This is a genomic window from Paenibacillus sp. JT31N7 (assembly GCF_059692095.1).
In genome coordinates this window covers 582,690-598,398 of sequence record NZ_JCAUAT010000002.1, presented here as the reverse complement: position 1 = coordinate 598,398, position 15,709 = coordinate 582,690, and the positions used below count along the sequence as shown (strand labels likewise).

At 54.1% G+C, this 15,709-nt stretch carries 12 protein-coding genes; 10 read left to right on the top strand and 2 right to left on the bottom strand.

What is annotated here, in order from left to right; all coding sequences use genetic code 11:
• Window positions 1-497 precede the first annotated feature (497 nt).
• Window positions 498-1,508, bottom strand: coding sequence for a DUF2161 family putative PD-(D/E)XK-type phosphodiesterase (locus tag AC58P5_RS12995; RefSeq protein WP_497387043.1), 1,011 nt, complete (start codon window positions 1,506-1,508; stop codon window positions 498-500).
• 256 nt (window positions 1,509-1,764) lie between these two features.
• Here AC58P5_RS12995 and AC58P5_RS12990 point away from each other — a divergent pair, with 256 nt between their 5' ends.
• The 5 genes from AC58P5_RS12990 to AC58P5_RS12970 all read left to right on the top strand — a co-directional run bounded on the left by AC58P5_RS12990 (window position 1,765) and on the right by AC58P5_RS12970 (window position 7,174).
• Window positions 1,765-3,660, top strand: a complete 1,896-nt coding sequence (locus AC58P5_RS12990; protein WP_497387041.1) for a PrkA family serine protein kinase — start codon at window positions 1,765-1,767, stop codon at window positions 3,658-3,660.
• A 206-nt stretch (window positions 3,661-3,866) separates the two neighbouring features.
• Complete coding sequence (locus AC58P5_RS12985; protein ID WP_497387039.1) at window positions 3,867-5,255, top strand: MATE family efflux transporter; 1,389 nt, start codon at window positions 3,867-3,869, stop codon at window positions 5,253-5,255.
• A gap of 175 nt (window positions 5,256-5,430) precedes the next feature.
• Window positions 5,431-5,787, top strand: coding sequence for a hypothetical protein (locus AC58P5_RS12980; RefSeq protein WP_497387037.1), 357 nt, complete (start codon window positions 5,431-5,433; stop codon window positions 5,785-5,787).
• Between the two features lie 180 nt (window positions 5,788-5,967).
• On the top strand, window positions 5,968-6,234 hold the full coding sequence (locus tag AC58P5_RS12975) for a hypothetical protein (RefSeq protein WP_497387035.1): 267 nt from the start codon (window positions 5,968-5,970) through the stop codon (window positions 6,232-6,234).
• Window positions 6,235-6,397: 163 nt separating this feature from the next.
• Window positions 6,398-7,174, top strand: coding sequence for a class I SAM-dependent methyltransferase (locus AC58P5_RS12970; protein WP_497387033.1), 777 nt, complete (start codon window positions 6,398-6,400; stop codon window positions 7,172-7,174).
• 420 nt (window positions 7,175-7,594) lie between these two features.
• Here the strand turns inward: AC58P5_RS12970 and AC58P5_RS12965 are convergent, their stop codons facing one another.
• Window positions 7,595-8,662 (bottom strand): LacI family DNA-binding transcriptional regulator, encoded by a 1,068-nt coding sequence (locus AC58P5_RS12965; protein ID WP_497387031.1) that lies wholly within the window; start codon window positions 8,660-8,662, stop codon window positions 7,595-7,597.
• Window positions 8,663-8,874: 212 nt separating this feature from the next.
• Between AC58P5_RS12965 and AC58P5_RS12960 the strand changes: the two genes are divergently transcribed.
• The 5 genes from AC58P5_RS12960 (at window position 8,875) to AC58P5_RS12940 (ending at window position 15,081) form a co-directional block, all read left to right on the top strand.
• Window positions 8,875-9,690, top strand: a complete 816-nt coding sequence (locus tag AC58P5_RS12960; protein WP_497387029.1) for a DUF817 domain-containing protein — start codon at window positions 8,875-8,877, stop codon at window positions 9,688-9,690.
• Between the two features lie 3 nt (window positions 9,691-9,693).
• On the top strand, window positions 9,694-11,037 hold the full coding sequence (locus AC58P5_RS12955; protein ID WP_497387027.1) for an MATE family efflux transporter: 1,344 nt from the start codon (window positions 9,694-9,696) through the stop codon (window positions 11,035-11,037).
• 263 nt (window positions 11,038-11,300) lie between these two features.
• Entirely contained in the window at window positions 11,301-11,993 is a 693-nt protein-coding gene (locus AC58P5_RS12950; RefSeq protein WP_497387025.1) for a lysoplasmalogenase family protein, read from the top strand.
• 684 nt (window positions 11,994-12,677) lie between these two features.
• Entirely contained in the window at window positions 12,678-13,175 is a 498-nt protein-coding gene (locus AC58P5_RS12945; protein ID WP_497387023.1) for a DUF6022 family protein, read from the top strand.
• Window positions 13,176-13,440: 265 nt separating this feature from the next.
• Window positions 13,441-15,081, top strand: coding sequence for an SNF2-related protein (locus AC58P5_RS12940; protein ID WP_497387021.1), 1,641 nt, complete (start codon window positions 13,441-13,443; stop codon window positions 15,079-15,081).
• Window positions 15,082-15,709: the final 628 nt, after the last annotated feature.

Genomic DNA, 15,709 nt, shown 5'->3' with positions numbered 1-15,709 from the left:
CATATATTAGTATATATATTTTATAATGGGAATAAATAAACGTTTAAGTAATTGAGTAGAAAGAATATGGTTCCTATGGTAATATATAAATGTCTAATGAAAATTGGGAAGAAGGTGTTACTTATGATGTATTTGATAACGCCAGTAGGAATTATATTTCTAACGATCATTATCCTCCTAGTAATTGTAGCTATATTTTTAATCAAAAAAGTAAATAAAAAGTAGTATGTATTTACATAATCCTAGTGGATCTATGGAATATTAATGATAAACGGAAAAATGAAAAAGCGATAAATTGTTCTTACTAAACCATTAGGCGGGTCTCTTCCAAGTCCAATAAATTAGGATCTCACGGAGTCTTCATGTTGTCTTTCCTTCACTGATTTGCATAAATATCTTTCGAGGATTTATAGCCCTGACTCTGTCTCAGCCTAAGCATATCAGGGAGGGCCGGTTACCATCCTCAAAACTCTCCTAGCTAAATTAAGAAAGGAGGCTCACGTCGAGCCTCCTTTCTTTGCTTTCGTCGGTTTCTTTCTTCGCTTAGGCACGTTCTGCAAACCGGATAGGTCCGGTTTGTCCTCCTGATCGATTACGCCTAACTGAACCGATACGTCCTGTACGTCACGCACGTCCGCAGGTCGCGGCACGCTCTCAAGCTCAGCCGTGGCAGCCAATTCAGCTGCCTCCTCCGGCTGCGCATGCGGGGGCTCGCCCGGCTCAGGCAGTCCGGCTTCCGGGGCCGCTTTCGCCTCCGGCCCGGCAAGGCCGCCGACGCCCGCCTCGCGAGGCGCGAAGCGGGCGACCACATGGGCGAACGTGTCCAGCGCTTCTTCGCCCGGGCGCGTCAGCCCGTACAGTCCCCGCCTGACGCGCGTGAACCAGCCGTACACGTTGCGCTGGAGCAGGGCCGCCGTCTTGGCGTTGCCCGTAAGCTCGCGCAGGCTGCGGGGAGAGAGCGGTCCCTGCTCGCGGAGGAGCAGGGCGCAGTGCAGCGCCTTCTCGCGGTAAGCCGTGACGAGCTTAAGCCCCCGGCTGCCGCCCACGTTGTAGTCGGCGCTGCGCTCGCGGAACTCGCCGAGCACGCGCTCCGCAGCGCGTTTGCGCACGGATGTCTTCCGCGCTGGGGCGTCGCCGCTGGGGCCCGGCGGCTCGCACACCACCTCGACGGCGGGCTTCCGCGTTTTGTAGAACTGCACCGTGATGAGTCCGAGACCGAGCCGGCCGCACAGCTTGCGGATATCCGCCCAGGTCATCCGGTGGGGGACACGTCCTTTGGCGGGAAGCTCGATCGCGATATAGACGCGCTGCGTCACGTCCTGCCGCCGGAGTCCCTGGATCAGCAGGGGCACGGTGAGGCTTCGCTTGAGCTCGACGACGACGGGCGGCTCGCCTTCCAGGACGGCAACGAGGTCGCAGTGCCGGACTTCTCCACGGACGTCGTAGCCGAGCTTCTCCCAGTAGGCTTTAACCGGGCCGTAAAGCTCCGTTTCGCTCCGAATCGCCATTCTTTTTTTGCGCCCCCTTCCTTCTAAAACGGTTTTCCGGTTTCTTGATTATAGCATGAAAAAAGACGTACGGGACGGGTCCCGGCGGCAAAGACTTCCACCGATCTCCCACCGGTTGTGAGGCTTGTTTTTCCTTTGTTCCTGTACAAATTTAGTGGCAAGAATTGTCCTTGGACCGCATAGGATTGTAGTACCCTAAAATCACTATCACGAGCTATCCGCTCTTTTGAGGCAATGGCAGTGAGAGGAGGTACCCATGGATATTTTCAAACGCATCACGGAGCACCGGACCGAGAAGGAGCAGCTTGCATGGTCGGGCACGCTCCGGGAGTATTTCGAGCTCGTGCGGCAAAATCCGGGTCTGGCGATGACAGCCCATGCGCGTGTGTATGAGATGATCGCTTCTCGCGGCATTGAACAGAACGACGGGCACACCCGGTACAACTTTTTCGACCAGGAGATCTTTGGGCTCGACCGCTCAGTCGAAAAGCTGGTGGAGGAATATTTCCACTCCGCCGCACGGCGTCTGGATGTCCGCAAACGTATTTTGCTGCTGATGGGGCCGGTAAGTGGAGGCAAGTCGACGATCGTCACGCTGCTGAAAAGGGGTTTGGAGCAGTTTTCGAAGACAGACAAGGGAGCCGTCTATGCGATTAAAGGCTGCCCGATGCACGAAGATCCGTTTCACCTAATTCCGAATGAACTGAGGCCGGAAATTGAGGCCGAGCTGGGTATCCGCATCGAAGGAAACCTGTGCCCGTCCTGCCAGTTGAGGCTGAAAACCGAATACGGCGGCAACATCGAGAACGTGCTGGTCGAGCGGGTGCTGATCTCCGAGGACGACCGGGTGGGGATAGGCACGTTCAGCCCGTCCGATCCGAAATCCCAGGATATCGCGGACTTGACCGGAAGCATCGATTTTTCCACAATCACGGAGTACGGCTCCGAATCGGATCCGCGCGCCTACCGTTTCGACGGGGAGCTGAACAAGGCGAACCGCGGATTAATGGAGTTCCAGGAAATGCTGAAGTGCGACGAGAAATTTCTGTGGAATCTGCTGTCCCTGACGCAGGAGGGCAATTTCAAAGCGGGCCGCTTCGCGCTTATCTCGGCGGATGAGCTGATTGTGGCGCATACGAACGAATCGGAGTATAAAGCTTTTATCGCGAACAAAAAGAACGAGGCCCTCCAGTCGCGTATGATTGTCATGCCGATTCCTTATAATCTGAAAGTGACGGACGAAGAGAAAATTTACACGAAGCTTATCAGGCAGAGCGATATGTCGCACGTTCATATTGCGCCGCATGCGCTGCGGGCCGCCGCTATTTTCTCCATTTTGACCCGTCTTAAGGAAACGAAGAAACAGGGTATGGATCTCGTGAAAAAAATGCGGATGTACGATGGCGAAACCGTGGAAGGCTACAAGGATGCGGATCTGAAAGAGATGCAGAACGAGTATCTGGAAGAGGGGATGAGCGGCATCGATCCCCGCTACGTCATCAACCGCATTTCCAGCGCGCTCATCCGCCACGATCTTCAGTGCATCAACGGGCTCGACGTGCTGCGGGCTTTGAAGGAAGGGCTGGACCAGCATCCGTCCATCACCCGGGACGAACGGGAGCGGTACCTCAACTTTATTTCGGTTGCCCGCAAAGAATATGACGATATCGCGAAGAAGGAAGTGCAGAAAGCGTTCGTTTACTCGTTCGACGAGTCGGCCAAAACGCTGTTCGATAACTATCTCGACAATATCGAGGCGTACTCCAACTGGGGCAAAATCAAAGACCCCCTGACCGGGGAAGAAATGGACCCCGACGAGCGTCTCATGCGTTCGATCGAGGAGCAGATCGGCATTTCCGAAAATGCGAAGAAGGCGTTCCGCGAAGAAATCCAGATCCGGATTTCGTCATACTCCCGCAAAGGGAAGAGGTTCGATTACAGCACGCATGAACGGCTGCGCGAAGCGATCGAGAAGAAGCTGTTCGCCGATCTGAAGGACATTGTCAAAATTACGACGTCCACCAAGACGCCGGACGAAAGACAGCTGAAGAAGATCAACGAAGTGACCCGGCAGTTGATTGACGGACACGGCTACTGCCCGGTTTGCGCGAATGAGCTGCTGCGGTATGTGGGCAGTTTGTTAAACAGGTAATTTTTTTCTTAAACCAAGATAACCGAAGAATACCGCCTAACCGCCGTGAATTGACGAGGTAGGCGGTTTCTGTTGTCCGCACAGGAGCTTCGCTAACCGGGTTTACGCTATGGTAACATAAGGATATCGGCTTGCCGCGGTTGGTTCGATCCCGGAGAGGGAATCTTACAGGCGCGGCTCATTTTATCAGGAGGAAACACCCCGCCATGGCGAATAACGAAGCTCAAATGGATTTGACTCAAGGTCCGATTGCAAAAAAACTTCTCCTTTTTTCCCTGCCCGTGCTTTACGGAAATGTGCTGCAGTCACTGAACGGAACGGTAAACAGCATCTGGGTCGGAAAATTTTTGGGTGAAAGCGCTTTTGCGGCTACATCCAATGCGAATAATGTCATGTTCCTTATGCTCAGCTCCATCTTCGGCATAGGCATGGCATCCACCATTATGATCGGGCAGAGCATCGGAGCGGGCGACACCGCCCAGGCGAAGCGGGTAGTGGGGGCGAGCGCCCTGTTTTTCTTCGCCCTTTCGCTGGCCGTGGGAATCCTGGGCGTGCTTTTGTCCCCGCAGATTTTGCAGTGGATGCACACTCCCGCGGATGCGATGGACATGGCCAACGCTTATCTGAGAATTATTTTTATGAGCATGCCTTTTATGTTCTGCTATAACATGATTATGACGATTCTGCGCGGCGCGGGGGACTCCAAAACGCCCTTCCGGTTTCTCGTGCTGTGCATTATTCTGGATATCGCGCTGAACCCGCTGCTTATTTTCGGCTGGGGACCGATCCCCGCTCTCGGCATTTCGGGCTCCGCACTGGCTACGGGCATCTCGCAGTTTGTCGCCCTCGTCGCGATTCTCTGGTCGCTGTACCGTAAAAAATATTTTCTCCGCATTACGCGCGAAGACAGACACCTGCTGCGCTTCGACGGGGCGATTATCGGATCGCTGGTGAAAAAGGGCGTTCCCATGGGGCTGCAGATGATCGTCGTCTCGACGAGCTCGCTGGCCATGATCAACCTCGTAAACCGGTTCGGTTCGGAGGCGACGGCGGCCTACGGGGCCGCGATCCAGTTGTCCTCCTATATCCAGATGCCGGCTATGGCGATCGGCGGAGCCGTCTCGTCGTTTGCGGCCCAGAACGTGGGCGCGGGAAGATGGGACCGGGTGCACCGCGTAACCGGCGTCGGGGTAATGTACAACGTTCTGATGACAGGCATTCTCGTCTGTCTGATCTACTTGTTCAACCGCAGCGCCCTGAGCCTTTTCCTTCCCGAAGGCCAAGCCATCGAAATCGGCATGCGGATCAACCTGCTGACGCTTTGGAGTTTTATTATTTTCGGCATTACCTTCGTAGTTTCGGGTGTGGTGCGTTCGACGGGGGCCGTCATGTTCCCGCTTCTGATCACGTTCCTGGCGCTTTGGTGCGTGCGCATCCCGCTCTCGTATTATCTGGCCGGTTCCTACGGTCTGGATGCCGTATGGTGGAGCTTCCCGATCGGCTTCACGCTGGGTTCCCTGCTTTCGGTCGCCTACTATTTCTGGGGCAATTGGAAAAAGGCGAGCATGCTCGGCGGCGGTGTTCAAAAAGCGTAGCGTCCGCCGCGTCTATCCGCTTTTCCGAAAAGACTGCGCACGTTCCGTTCTCCCCGGCTTCGTCTGGGCAGGCGCCCAATTTTGGGCGCTTTACTCACCTTCTGGGCATCTGTTCATACGATGTGTTAGATGCAAAATGCCTTTGGGCACAACATACAGAGGGTGAGGGATTCCAATGACATTTGAAGCGCAGGGTCAGGGCGCATACGGTCAGGACACATACGGTCTCCAGCAGGAATGGAACCAAAGCGAATGGATCAGTACGGAGGCGGACGAAGAAGCGCGTAAACAAGGCGGCTTCGGCGGTCCTGGCGGCTATCACGGAGGTCAGGGAGGATACCCCGGCGGTTACCATGGGGGTCAAGGAGGCTATCACGGCGGTTACCATGGCGGTCACCACGGTGGCCACCACGGCGGTTACCCGCACTATCCTTACTATCCCTATTATCCATACTACCCGCAGCCTTACTACCCGTACTACCCGCCTTACTACAACTATCCTCCCTACTATCCGTATCCTTATAAAAGATAACGACAAGGATAAACCGGCTTAAGGCCGCAGCAGGCTGTCCGCAGAAGCGGGCAGCCTTCCTTATGGAGGACGGCAAACGGCGGGAGCGGAAGAGAGGCTCCGATGAGTAAATGAAGTATACGAATAAATGAAGTATAATAGAGAAATAACCCGTAATGGACAAGATAAGGATGGTCGCCTGTGCTTAGATCAATTTCGGATATGTTATTTTTATTGGCTTTAATTCTGCTTATCGTGTCGGCAATCGTGAGCGGCATCGGTTTCCAGGCCTTTACGATGAAAAGAAAAGACAATGACCCGCGCCAAATCGAGGCTCCCGACAAGCATAAACAACTCGAAAAGCAGAACAAGGGCATGACCGGATTCATGCGTTCTAAAATTACTTGGGCAGCGTTAGTGTTTGCTGTGGTGTCGGTCGTTTTATCCTATCTGGAGCGGTTTATTTAACAGACCTGTCAAAATAGCCCCGCAAGCGTAGAAATGCGCTTGTTTCGGGTTTTGTTATAGGTAAAACCTATAAAACGAGTAGATTTTATATATTAGACATTATAAGTCTTTCTCTTCATACTGAATGTACTACCCGCACAGACGGGAACGGGAGGCGTTCGGAATGAATGAAGCAAGACAGGGTAAGTGGGACGCGGGGCATTATGACACGCAGATGCATTTTGTATCCAAGTTAGGCAAAGGAGTGGTGGAGCTGTTAAACCCGGCCGCGGGGGAATCGATTCTCGATCTGGGCTGCGGAACGGGCAGTTTGGCTCAAGAAATGGCCCTTCTCGGAGCGAAAGTGACGGGCGTGGATTTCTCGGAGACGATGATCGAAGAGGCGAGGCAGAAGTACCCGGAGCTTGCTTTTGAGGTGGGGGACGCGAGGACATACCGGAGCGGCCGGACGTTCGACGCGGTGTTCTCCAACGCCGCGCTGCACTGGGTTCCGCAGGCCGATGAAGCCGCCCGGACGATTGCCGCGGCGCTGCGCCCGGGCGGGAGGTTCGCGGCCGAATTCGGAGGCTTCGGCAACGTGGCCCGAATCGAACGGGCGATTCACGAGGCCGTGCGCGAAGCGGGGATTGACCCCGAGCCGCGAAACCCCTGGTATTATCCGACTATCGGGGAATATACGGGCGTGCTGGAGAGGGCCGGGCTCGATGTCCGCTATGCGGAGCGCTTTGACCGGCCGACGCCGCTGCCGGGAGGCGAGCAGGCCATCCGGCACTGGCTGCATGCGTTTGCCGGCAGCTTCTTCGCGGGCACCGACGCGGCGGCGCAGGAGCGCATCACGCAGAGCGTGGAGGAGCGCCTGCGGCCCGCGCTGTTCCGCGACGGCACCTGGACCGGCGATTACTGCCGGATCCGGGTGCTGGCCTGGAAGCCGCTGGGCTGAAGCGGGGAGGGCTGCGCAGGCGGAAGGGCCGCGCGAGCAGCCCGTCTGCGGGAGGGACCTCGCCCTCCGCGTGAGTGCGAGGCTCGCCGGGCGCAGCCCGACGCCCGCGCAAGGGCCGCGCGGGCGTATGGGCCACACCTCCGTGCGATGCCATGAGGCTCGCGGGGGCGTCCCGCGCCGCAAGGCTCAAGCGCGGTCCTGCGCCGCAGCCGTGCTCCTGCTCACAGCGCAAAGGCGCTGATGCGAAGCCTTGCCTCGCCGGGGCCTCGGCCCGAACGGCGCGCAAGGGGACGCAGAGCCGGTGCAGCACGAGCGCGAGGCCGCGCGAAACGGTCCGCGGGCGATTGCGCCGCGTTCCGTGAGAAGCCAGGGCTCCGCAGGGCTGACATCCGCCGCCAGCCCCCGCCACCTGCATCTGCGCTAGCCCGAAGCCCGCGCGATAAATTCCGGCGCGAGGACGATCTTCTCGTGAGCGCGGCCGGGATGGCGCTTGCGGTACAGGAGCGTCTCTACCGCCCGGATGCCGAGAAGCTCCTTGCTCAGCTCGACCGTGCTGAGCGGGGGCGACGAAGCGGCGGCCGCTTCGATATTGTCAAACCCGATCACACGGCACTGGCCGGGGATATCGAAGCCCCTCTGCTTGAGCAGAGCCATCAGCCGCAGCGCGATGTGGTCGTTCGCGCAAATAAAGCCGTCCGGCAGCTCGCTCGTGGAGACGGCGCCCACGCGGACCGCCAGATCGTGGGGCCACGTCGGACTCAAGTAAGGCACGTTCCATTTGCTCAGGCAGACGGGACGGCCGGATTCGGCGGCTTCCTCGGCGGCCATCCGGCAGCCCAGCCCGCGTTCCCTGAAGCTGACGGAGAAGGAGTCGCTCCCCACGAAAACGAGCGATTCGCAGCCTTCCCGCAGAAGCTGCTTGGCCGCGGCCACTGCGGCGTCGACATTGCTGTTGACGACGCAGTCCACGTTAACGAGCGGCTCCTCGTGGTCCACAAGCACGAGCGGCAGTCCGGTCTGCTGCAGGGAGATAACCGCCCGCGTCGAGAAGGTGCCGAGCAGAATGTGCCCCATGCACCGTGAAGGATCCAGAAACCCGGGCATGGTCAGCTCGTTTTCCCGGTGGGGCGGGACGGATATTAGCATATAGTCCGCCTGGAGGTCGAGGCACGTCTGAGCGAGGCCGTCGATGACCTTCGGCCAGAAGAACGGGTCCTGCTGCTTGGCGCTATGTATCCATACCAGCATATAAGGGTCGGCGGAGGAAGAGGTCATCTCTCTTCTTCTGTCATCCCATTCCTGGAAAAGTTCGGCCGCGGCCGGGCTTTTGTTTATTTTTTTCCGGTAGCCCATGGTCCGGGCGGTTTCCATGATTTTCAGCCGCGTTTCGTCGCTGACCCCGTCTTTTCCTGAAAGCGCTTGTGAAACGGTGTATTTTGAAATGCCAAGCCGGTCGGCAATGTTTTGCATGGAGACGTGTTTACTCATCGTGCACCGCCTTTGAGTGGGTTCGGTCTGACAGCTCTGCACCCTCATTTTTCCTTCAAAAAAAGGTTCTGTCAATACCCGCGGCTTAAATAAATGCGGGATTTTTTCCGGTTTTCTTTTCTCCCCGTATGGAAAACTTGTGCTAAACTAGCAGAGGAATGGATTCCGGGCAAGGGCGCTTGGAACCTATAAATGTTGAAGGGGGGGTTCCCATGATTCGATCCGTGCGTCACGGGATTCGGCAGCTGCTGCTTTTCGGCTGGCTTGAAGCTCTTTCGTGCCTGTTTCCCGTTCTTATTTTTATCAGTTTGGCTGTCCTGAAAACGGCTAACGTCCCCCATATGTATGACCTCATGCTGATCATTTGTCTGCTGATCCAGTGGGCGATGGTCCGAATGGGGCTTGAAACCCGGGATGAGGTGAAAGTGATCTGCCTGTTCCATTTGATCGGGCTGGCACTGGAGATTTATAAGGTGAATATGGGCTCCTGGTCGTATCCGGAAGAAGCCTGGACGAAAGTATGGGGCGTACCGCTTTACAGCGGGTTTATGTATGCGAGCGTGGCGAGTTATTTGTGCCAGGCCTGGCGGAGATTGCATGTGAAGCTGACCCGCTGGCCTTCGCCTTGGTTTGCGATCCCGCTCGGAGCGGCGATCTATCTGAATTTTATGACCCACCATTATATCTGGGATTTGCGCTGGGTGCTGACCGTGCTTCTGTTCGTGCTGTTTTTCCGGACTGCGGTCCTGTATACCGTCGGCAAGAAAACGTACCGGATGCCGCTCGTCCTTTCCTTTTTTCTTATCGGATTTTTTATTTGGCTGGCGGAAAATATCGCAACCTTCCTGGGGGCGTGGCAGTATCCGAACCAGAGGGAAAGCTGGCAGCTCGTCTCTTTCGGCAAAATGAGCTCGTGGTTCCTGCTGGTCATCGTAAGTTTCCTGATTGTCGCGCAGCTTAAACGGGTCAAACAAGCGGAACAGAAGCCTGACGGGAGGATGGTACCGGCTGCGGTGCCCGAGGAATAGCTTATGTTTACAAATTGGGGAATGATTCTGCGGCTTGCGGTTCCGTCGATCGTGTCGTTCGCGGCGGCGACGCTGACCGGTACGATCAATTTGATGATGGTGGGCCCGATGGGCGCTCTCGTCATCGCTGCCGTAGGAATCTGCAACATTATTATGTACAACGCCTGGGCGGCCTGCTCGGGGATCGGCCACACGGTCAATTATCTGGTCGCTCAAAATTTCGGGGCGGGGGATATGAAGAAAGGTGTGGAGCGCACGTACATCGCGCTTTATCTTTGCCTGGCCCTCATTGTCGTCATTCTGGCGGCGGGGTGGTTCGGGAGCGAAGGGATTCTGCGGCTGATGGGAAGCTCGGAGGAACTGGTCGCAGCGGGAAAGGAATATCTGGAGCTCCGGTTTTATGCGATGGCGTTTTCCGTGCTGAATTTTGTCCTTTTCGGGTTCCTGAGGGGAATCGGGGATACCCGCTCTCCAATGGCACTAACGATTCTGGGAAACGCGGCGATGATCGTGTTCACCTACGGTCTGACGTACGGTCATCTCGGATTTCCCGAGCTGGGACTGCCGGGCGCAGGGCTTGCCGTTCTTATCGGAGAAGCCATCTGCAGTATCGGCTCTGTGTACATCGTGTTTTTCCGGCTGCATGACAAATACCGGACCCGCACCCGGGTCAAGCTTGACCGCAGGGAGGCACGCCTGATCGCCGGCGAAAGCGGGAAGCTCGGTATGCAGGAATTTGCGATGAGTCTGGCGATGTTCGTCTTCACGATGTTCGTGACCCGCTTAGGGACGGAGGCGCTGGCCGCCAACGAGATCGCCCTGAACGTGATGGCACTCGGCTTCATGCCGGCTTTCGCCTTCGCATCCACGGCGACGATTCTCGTCGGACGCGAGATCGGCAAGCACCGGCCGGATCTGGCCCGCCGGTACGGCACGGACACGGCGGTGCTAGGCAGCATCTGCCTGCTTGTGCTGGGTGCGGTGGAATTCGTTTTCGCGGTTCCGATCGCGAGGCTGTATTCCCAGGACCCGGAGGTTTACGTGCTTGCCGCCGACCTTATCCGGATTTCCGCGTTTTTGCAGCTGTTTGACGGTCTCCTGAATTTCTACGCGGGCGGGTTACGGGGAATCGGAGATACGACCTTTCTGCTGGGAACGTCGCTTGTGCTCAGTTGGGTCTTCTTCGTGCCGCTCGCGTATTTGCTCACCTTTGCGTGGGGATTCGGTTCGGCGGGCGCCTGGATTTCGCTGTATTCGTTTATTGCCGCGTTCGGCCTTGCCGTCATGTACCGGTTTTACCGGACGGACTGGGCCGCGGTGCGGATTAAAGAGGCCGAAGGCCGCTGAAAGGACGGCCGGGTTCCGGTCGTCTTTTTCTATGGCATAGGTTGAGCAAGGGACAAATGAAATGAAAATGCACGATAAGAAACTAGGAACGCGCATAAGGTGTATAAACGTGCGGACTTAGCCGGTTTCCATAGAACCCGGAAGGTGAAGCGCGTAATTTATGCACGGGAGTAAAAAGCGCCGGATTGCTCGCGGGACCCGCGGGGTAAGAATAGGTAACGGCATAGTGTGCACGCGCCGCACGGGAAAAGGGGGGGAGGATAATGGCATGGCTTTGGGCCGTTCAAGTGATCTTGTTTGCCGCCGGTACCGGACTTGGTATTTCGGACGCCCGGCGTAAAAGCACGGAAGTCCGGCTTCCTTTGTGGGTGCGGATGCTGATCAGTCTGACGCTTACGGCAGCGGCATTCGCCTTGTGGCGGGACGATCCGGCCTCTTCCTCCAAAGAGTGGATTTTCTGGGGAATGGCCTGGTCGTTCATCGGTGACTTGTCCATGGCCGGAATTATCCCCTGGAGGCATCCGATGATCGGAGGGATGCTGACGTTTGCCGTGGCGCACGTCTTCTACATCGCGGCATTCGCGGCCGCTTTGCACCGTGAGGGCCTTGACCTGACGAGCGCGGGCCTGGCCGTCGTTGCCGTGTTCTACGGCCTGGTGCTGATCGCCGCCTGGCTGCTCCTGATCCGCAATCCCGACGCTCCGCGCCTGTTCAACACCGGCTCGCTCGTCTACGGATTGTGGATCGGGGCCATGGCGTCGGCAGCGTTCGCAATGGCCTGGTCCCTTGGCGGAGCGCTCTGGCTGGCGGCTGTCGGCGGGCTGCTCTTCGTCGTTTCGGACACGATCATCGGAGCCGCAGCCATTGGCGGCCGGTCGCTCCGGCATCAGGGATACTGGGTCTGGCTGACCTACGTGGCGGCCCAGATGTGCATCGTTTACGCATTTACCCTGTGATACCATTTCCATATAGAATTTGATCAAATCGGATGAAAAAGAGGAGAAGTCACCCCGGCTCACTATGTTGTACAGCTTTCACATTATTTAATTTCAATAGTTACTGATATACAGGAACAATGCCTATTTAGAAAGCATTGTTCCTTTTTTTGTTAGGCATAGAGTTGCTTTTTTCCTATAAGCATCCTACTAAAAGGATAATTGAATGCTGTTGAACATCGTGACGTTAATACAATTGTTAATATTGTAGTAGACAATAGATATGCGTCTGAACAAGAAGAAAAACTAACTATCAGAATAGGCTGGAATATAAAAGAAATCAAATTACTAAGCATTCAATACTAGAAGAAAATGTAGTTTCATCTGATGAAGTAAAGTATGTTGATTCTCGGTTGAAACGCGTTGCGGGTACTTTTTCAACACTCTATGGGGGAGTGTCTCGAAATAAATCATCCGGAAGCTCCAAATGGCGAATAGTTCGCAATTTGGAGCTTCTGCACGCAATCCACCCCAGCGCGACCAGGGTCTGCTTTTAACTGCCTTTTCTAATGAATAGAAGAACATTAAAACTATTGTAACGTTTTCCCGGTTTTTATGTTGATTTTATTTGGACATTTCCGAAAAACCTTCCAATTGGCTTATATGTTATATGATGAAGATAAATCAAATCAAGGAGGAATAAGAATGACCTTTAAACCAATATTCCGTTACGATATGACAATCGAGGAGATTGACCAGGTAGGCAATCGGTATATCGAATCGGCATGGAAGCCCTTGTACGATTCGATGCACGATCAACTAACGGTCGCTTTTCGTGAGATCGAGGATGCTGCCTATGGGCTGTATTTGGACCAGTTGATGCCTGCACTATTTGATGGCCTTGAGGACGCCGGCTTCGAAGCAACGGAACCCCTCGAGGAACATGATTTCGTTGTCGGCAAATGTTTACTATTCCGAAATTCGCTTGAAAAATGGGGAACCGAGGAAAATAGATCCAGGATATTTTGGAATGTTGTACGTAGTAAAAAAAGCCAACAACCTATTGGAACTTTATTGACGGAAATTCCTCATTCGCATCTGAAGTTTGAGATTCCTACGGCACCTGTACTCTATTCGTTGAGAAAGAGTGAGAGGGAACAGATCGTGCAAGGCATCCGACATATCAAGGGACAAGAAAAATAGTGAAGGAGAGTTGGCTTGTGTGTGGATTGGCAGGAACGTAACGATCATGCCGGGCGTGCGAATCGGTGACGGGGCCATGCTATTATATCCGGAAAGAATGGGGATTTTTGGTTTACGGAACGGGGGGGCAACCAAATCGGACGTCTGATCCTATTCCCGTAGTTGAAAGACAAAAGTGCATGCCGGGCTGTCAGGACGAAAGATCGAGGGGACTATTGATAAACGCAGTGCCGGCATAAAATGATCGGTTGGAAGGTGGGGTTGAATGGGAACGATGTATGGAAAACTGGAGCTAGTGAGCGGCAGGTGGAAGTTAAGCGAAGTTCACCCGCATGTTGCGATTCGCCTGAAGCAGCTGTTTCCACGCGTTGCAATGAAACAAGTGGGCACATTTTTGTTTTCGAACAGATCGAATATATGCGCGGATCTAGCCTGGTTTATTCAGCGATTTCCGATGGAGATAACTTCTGAAGACAGAGCTAGGCTATTGCGTGGCCACGATAAGTTCTTTGAGACGAAAGCGTATTTGGAACAGATACTCACTCCTGATTATGATCCCATCATGCGCCCGGGACTTAAACCTGGACAAAAGATTCGCCACTATCAATCACAGGCTATCGATCTGTGCTTAGAACGCCGTTCTCTGCTTCTCGGTGATGATGTTGGTCTCGGAAAGACGTACACAGCGGCTGGCATGCTGTTGGAACCGGACACACATCCCGCTGCCGTTGTCGTTCAGACTCATCTCCAACACCAATGGAAAGAGAAGATTGAATCCTTCACGGAGCTTATTGTTCATAAAGTTGAAAGAACACGACCGTATTCATTGCCCGTTGCAGACGTTTATTTGTTTAAGTATAGCCAGCTTTCCGGTTGGAAGAACTTCTTTGCAGACGGCTATTTCCAATGCGTCATTTATGACGAAATTCAAGAACTTCGAACCGGTCTCACAAGTAATAAGGGTGAGGCCGCGAAAATTTTGTCCGATGCGGCAGAATTCCGGTTGGGTCTTTCGGCAACACCGATTTACAACTACGGTACTGAGATTTGGAATGTCTTGCATTTCCTCGACCCCGACCTATTGGGAACCTATTCAGAGTTTGTTCGGGAATGGTGCCGCAACGACCGGGAAGTTCGTGACCCGGTTGTGCTAGGCAGTTTCCTTCGCGAGCAGAATGTTATGCTCCGGCGAACGAAAAGCGAAGTTGGCCACCAGTTGCCCCCCATCAACCAAATCGTCGAGGTGGTCGAGCCCGATCTTTCAAAGTTAAAATCGGTGAAAGCACAAGCGAAACAACTTGCCTTAAAAGCTTCCCAAGGGACATACCTGGAACGTGGTCGAGCAGCTCGTGAGCTGGACCTTTTGATGAGACAGGCAACTGGTGTGGCTAAGGCTGCGGGTGTTGCGCAATATGCGAAACAGTTGTTGGAAGCAGGCATCCCCCTGCTTCTAGTCGGCTGGCATCGCGATGTTTATGAGATTTGGCTTAAGGAATTGGCAGATTATCGCCCAGCTATGTATACGGGCAGTGAGTCAGATATGCAGAAGATCGAATCCGTAAGGCGGTTTGTCCGAGGAGAGACAAATGTATTCATATTATCGTTGCGTAGCGGCGCAGGGTTGGACGGTTTGCAGTATCGCTGCTCGACCATATTGTTCGGAGAGTTGGATTGGTCGCCTAAGGTGCATGAGCAAATCATTGGTCGTTTAAACCGGGAAGGCCAAGAGGAGAAAATCACTGTAGTATACTTAAATGCGGAGGAAGGTTCCGATCCGGTCATGCTAGACGTATTAGGCGTGAAGCAAGCCCAATCGGACGAAATAATCGACCCTCACAAGTTACCGGACACTAAACCAATTCTGAAGCTAAACAGGACCCAAGCGCTTGTCAATCAAGTCCTATAAACGAATAGTATTCATTCCGAATTATTCTGGTGAGAGGAAAAATAATCTTCGTTATTCAGGCGGTCATGGAACGCCATCGAATATAATTGTAACCAAACAAAAGCCTCCTTCTTTCAGCTTGACATTGTAGTTCATGAACCGGCTTCACTTATATCCTGGAAATTGGTGCGATTATGAAGCTTCTCCGAAAAATTATTGTCTCGCCCTCATCATTGTTTCGGGCAGTGTTATAGCCGTGAATGCTGAGATGTCGTTATCTGGGGTAAAAACGGGATGGTGTTCTTTGAGTTCAAAGATCCTGAGGTGCCAGGATACAACCATTCATGATACTCGATGATTACGCTAACGGAGAACGATAGTTCAATCTCCAACTATGACTAGGCTGCCTACACGGATCGGCAGCCGGGCCTTTTGTTGAAAAGGGATGGCGAACTCTTTGGGGTTTTGTCTTTCCAGTTCGACAGCAGTTTGCGGCCTGCTCGATTATTCATCATCACGAATCCGGATAAGCTGAAACATGTCACATTGGATAGATGGTAATTGCTGCTTATGAAAAAGAGGAACAACCGACTTACATTTAGGTCGGTTTTTTGGTTTGGAGTCTAAAGCTGCCATGTCACAAAATAGA

Bases quoted from the DNA above. Each gene is read 5' to 3' on its own strand.
- AC58P5_RS12945 (WP_497387023.1), top strand. From the start codon at position 12,678: ATGACCTTTAAACCAATATTCCGTTACGATATGACAATCGAGGAGATT.
- AC58P5_RS12990 (WP_497387041.1), top strand. From the start codon at position 1,765: ATGGATATTTTCAAACGCATCACGGAGCACCGGACCGAGAAGGAGCAG.
- AC58P5_RS12965 (WP_497387031.1), bottom strand. From the start codon at position 8,662: ATGAGTAAACACGTCTCCATGCAAAACATTGCCGACCGGCTTGGCATT.
- AC58P5_RS12940 (WP_497387021.1), top strand. From the start codon at position 13,441: ATGGGAACGATGTATGGAAAACTGGAGCTAGTGAGCGGCAGGTGGAAG.
- AC58P5_RS12980 (WP_497387037.1), top strand. From the start codon at position 5,431: ATGACATTTGAAGCGCAGGGTCAGGGCGCATACGGTCAGGACACATAC.
- AC58P5_RS12995 (WP_497387043.1), bottom strand. From the start codon at position 1,508: ATGGCGATTCGGAGCGAAACGGAGCTTTACGGCCCGGTTAAAGCCTAC.
- AC58P5_RS12960 (WP_497387029.1), top strand. From the start codon at position 8,875: ATGATTCGATCCGTGCGTCACGGGATTCGGCAGCTGCTGCTTTTCGGC.
- AC58P5_RS12955 (WP_497387027.1), top strand. From the start codon at position 9,694: ATGTTTACAAATTGGGGAATGATTCTGCGGCTTGCGGTTCCGTCGATC.
- AC58P5_RS12950 (WP_497387025.1), top strand. From the start codon at position 11,301: ATGGCATGGCTTTGGGCCGTTCAAGTGATCTTGTTTGCCGCCGGTACC.
- AC58P5_RS12970 (WP_497387033.1), top strand. From the start codon at position 6,398: ATGAATGAAGCAAGACAGGGTAAGTGGGACGCGGGGCATTATGACACG.
- AC58P5_RS12985 (WP_497387039.1), top strand. From the start codon at position 3,867: ATGGCGAATAACGAAGCTCAAATGGATTTGACTCAAGGTCCGATTGCA.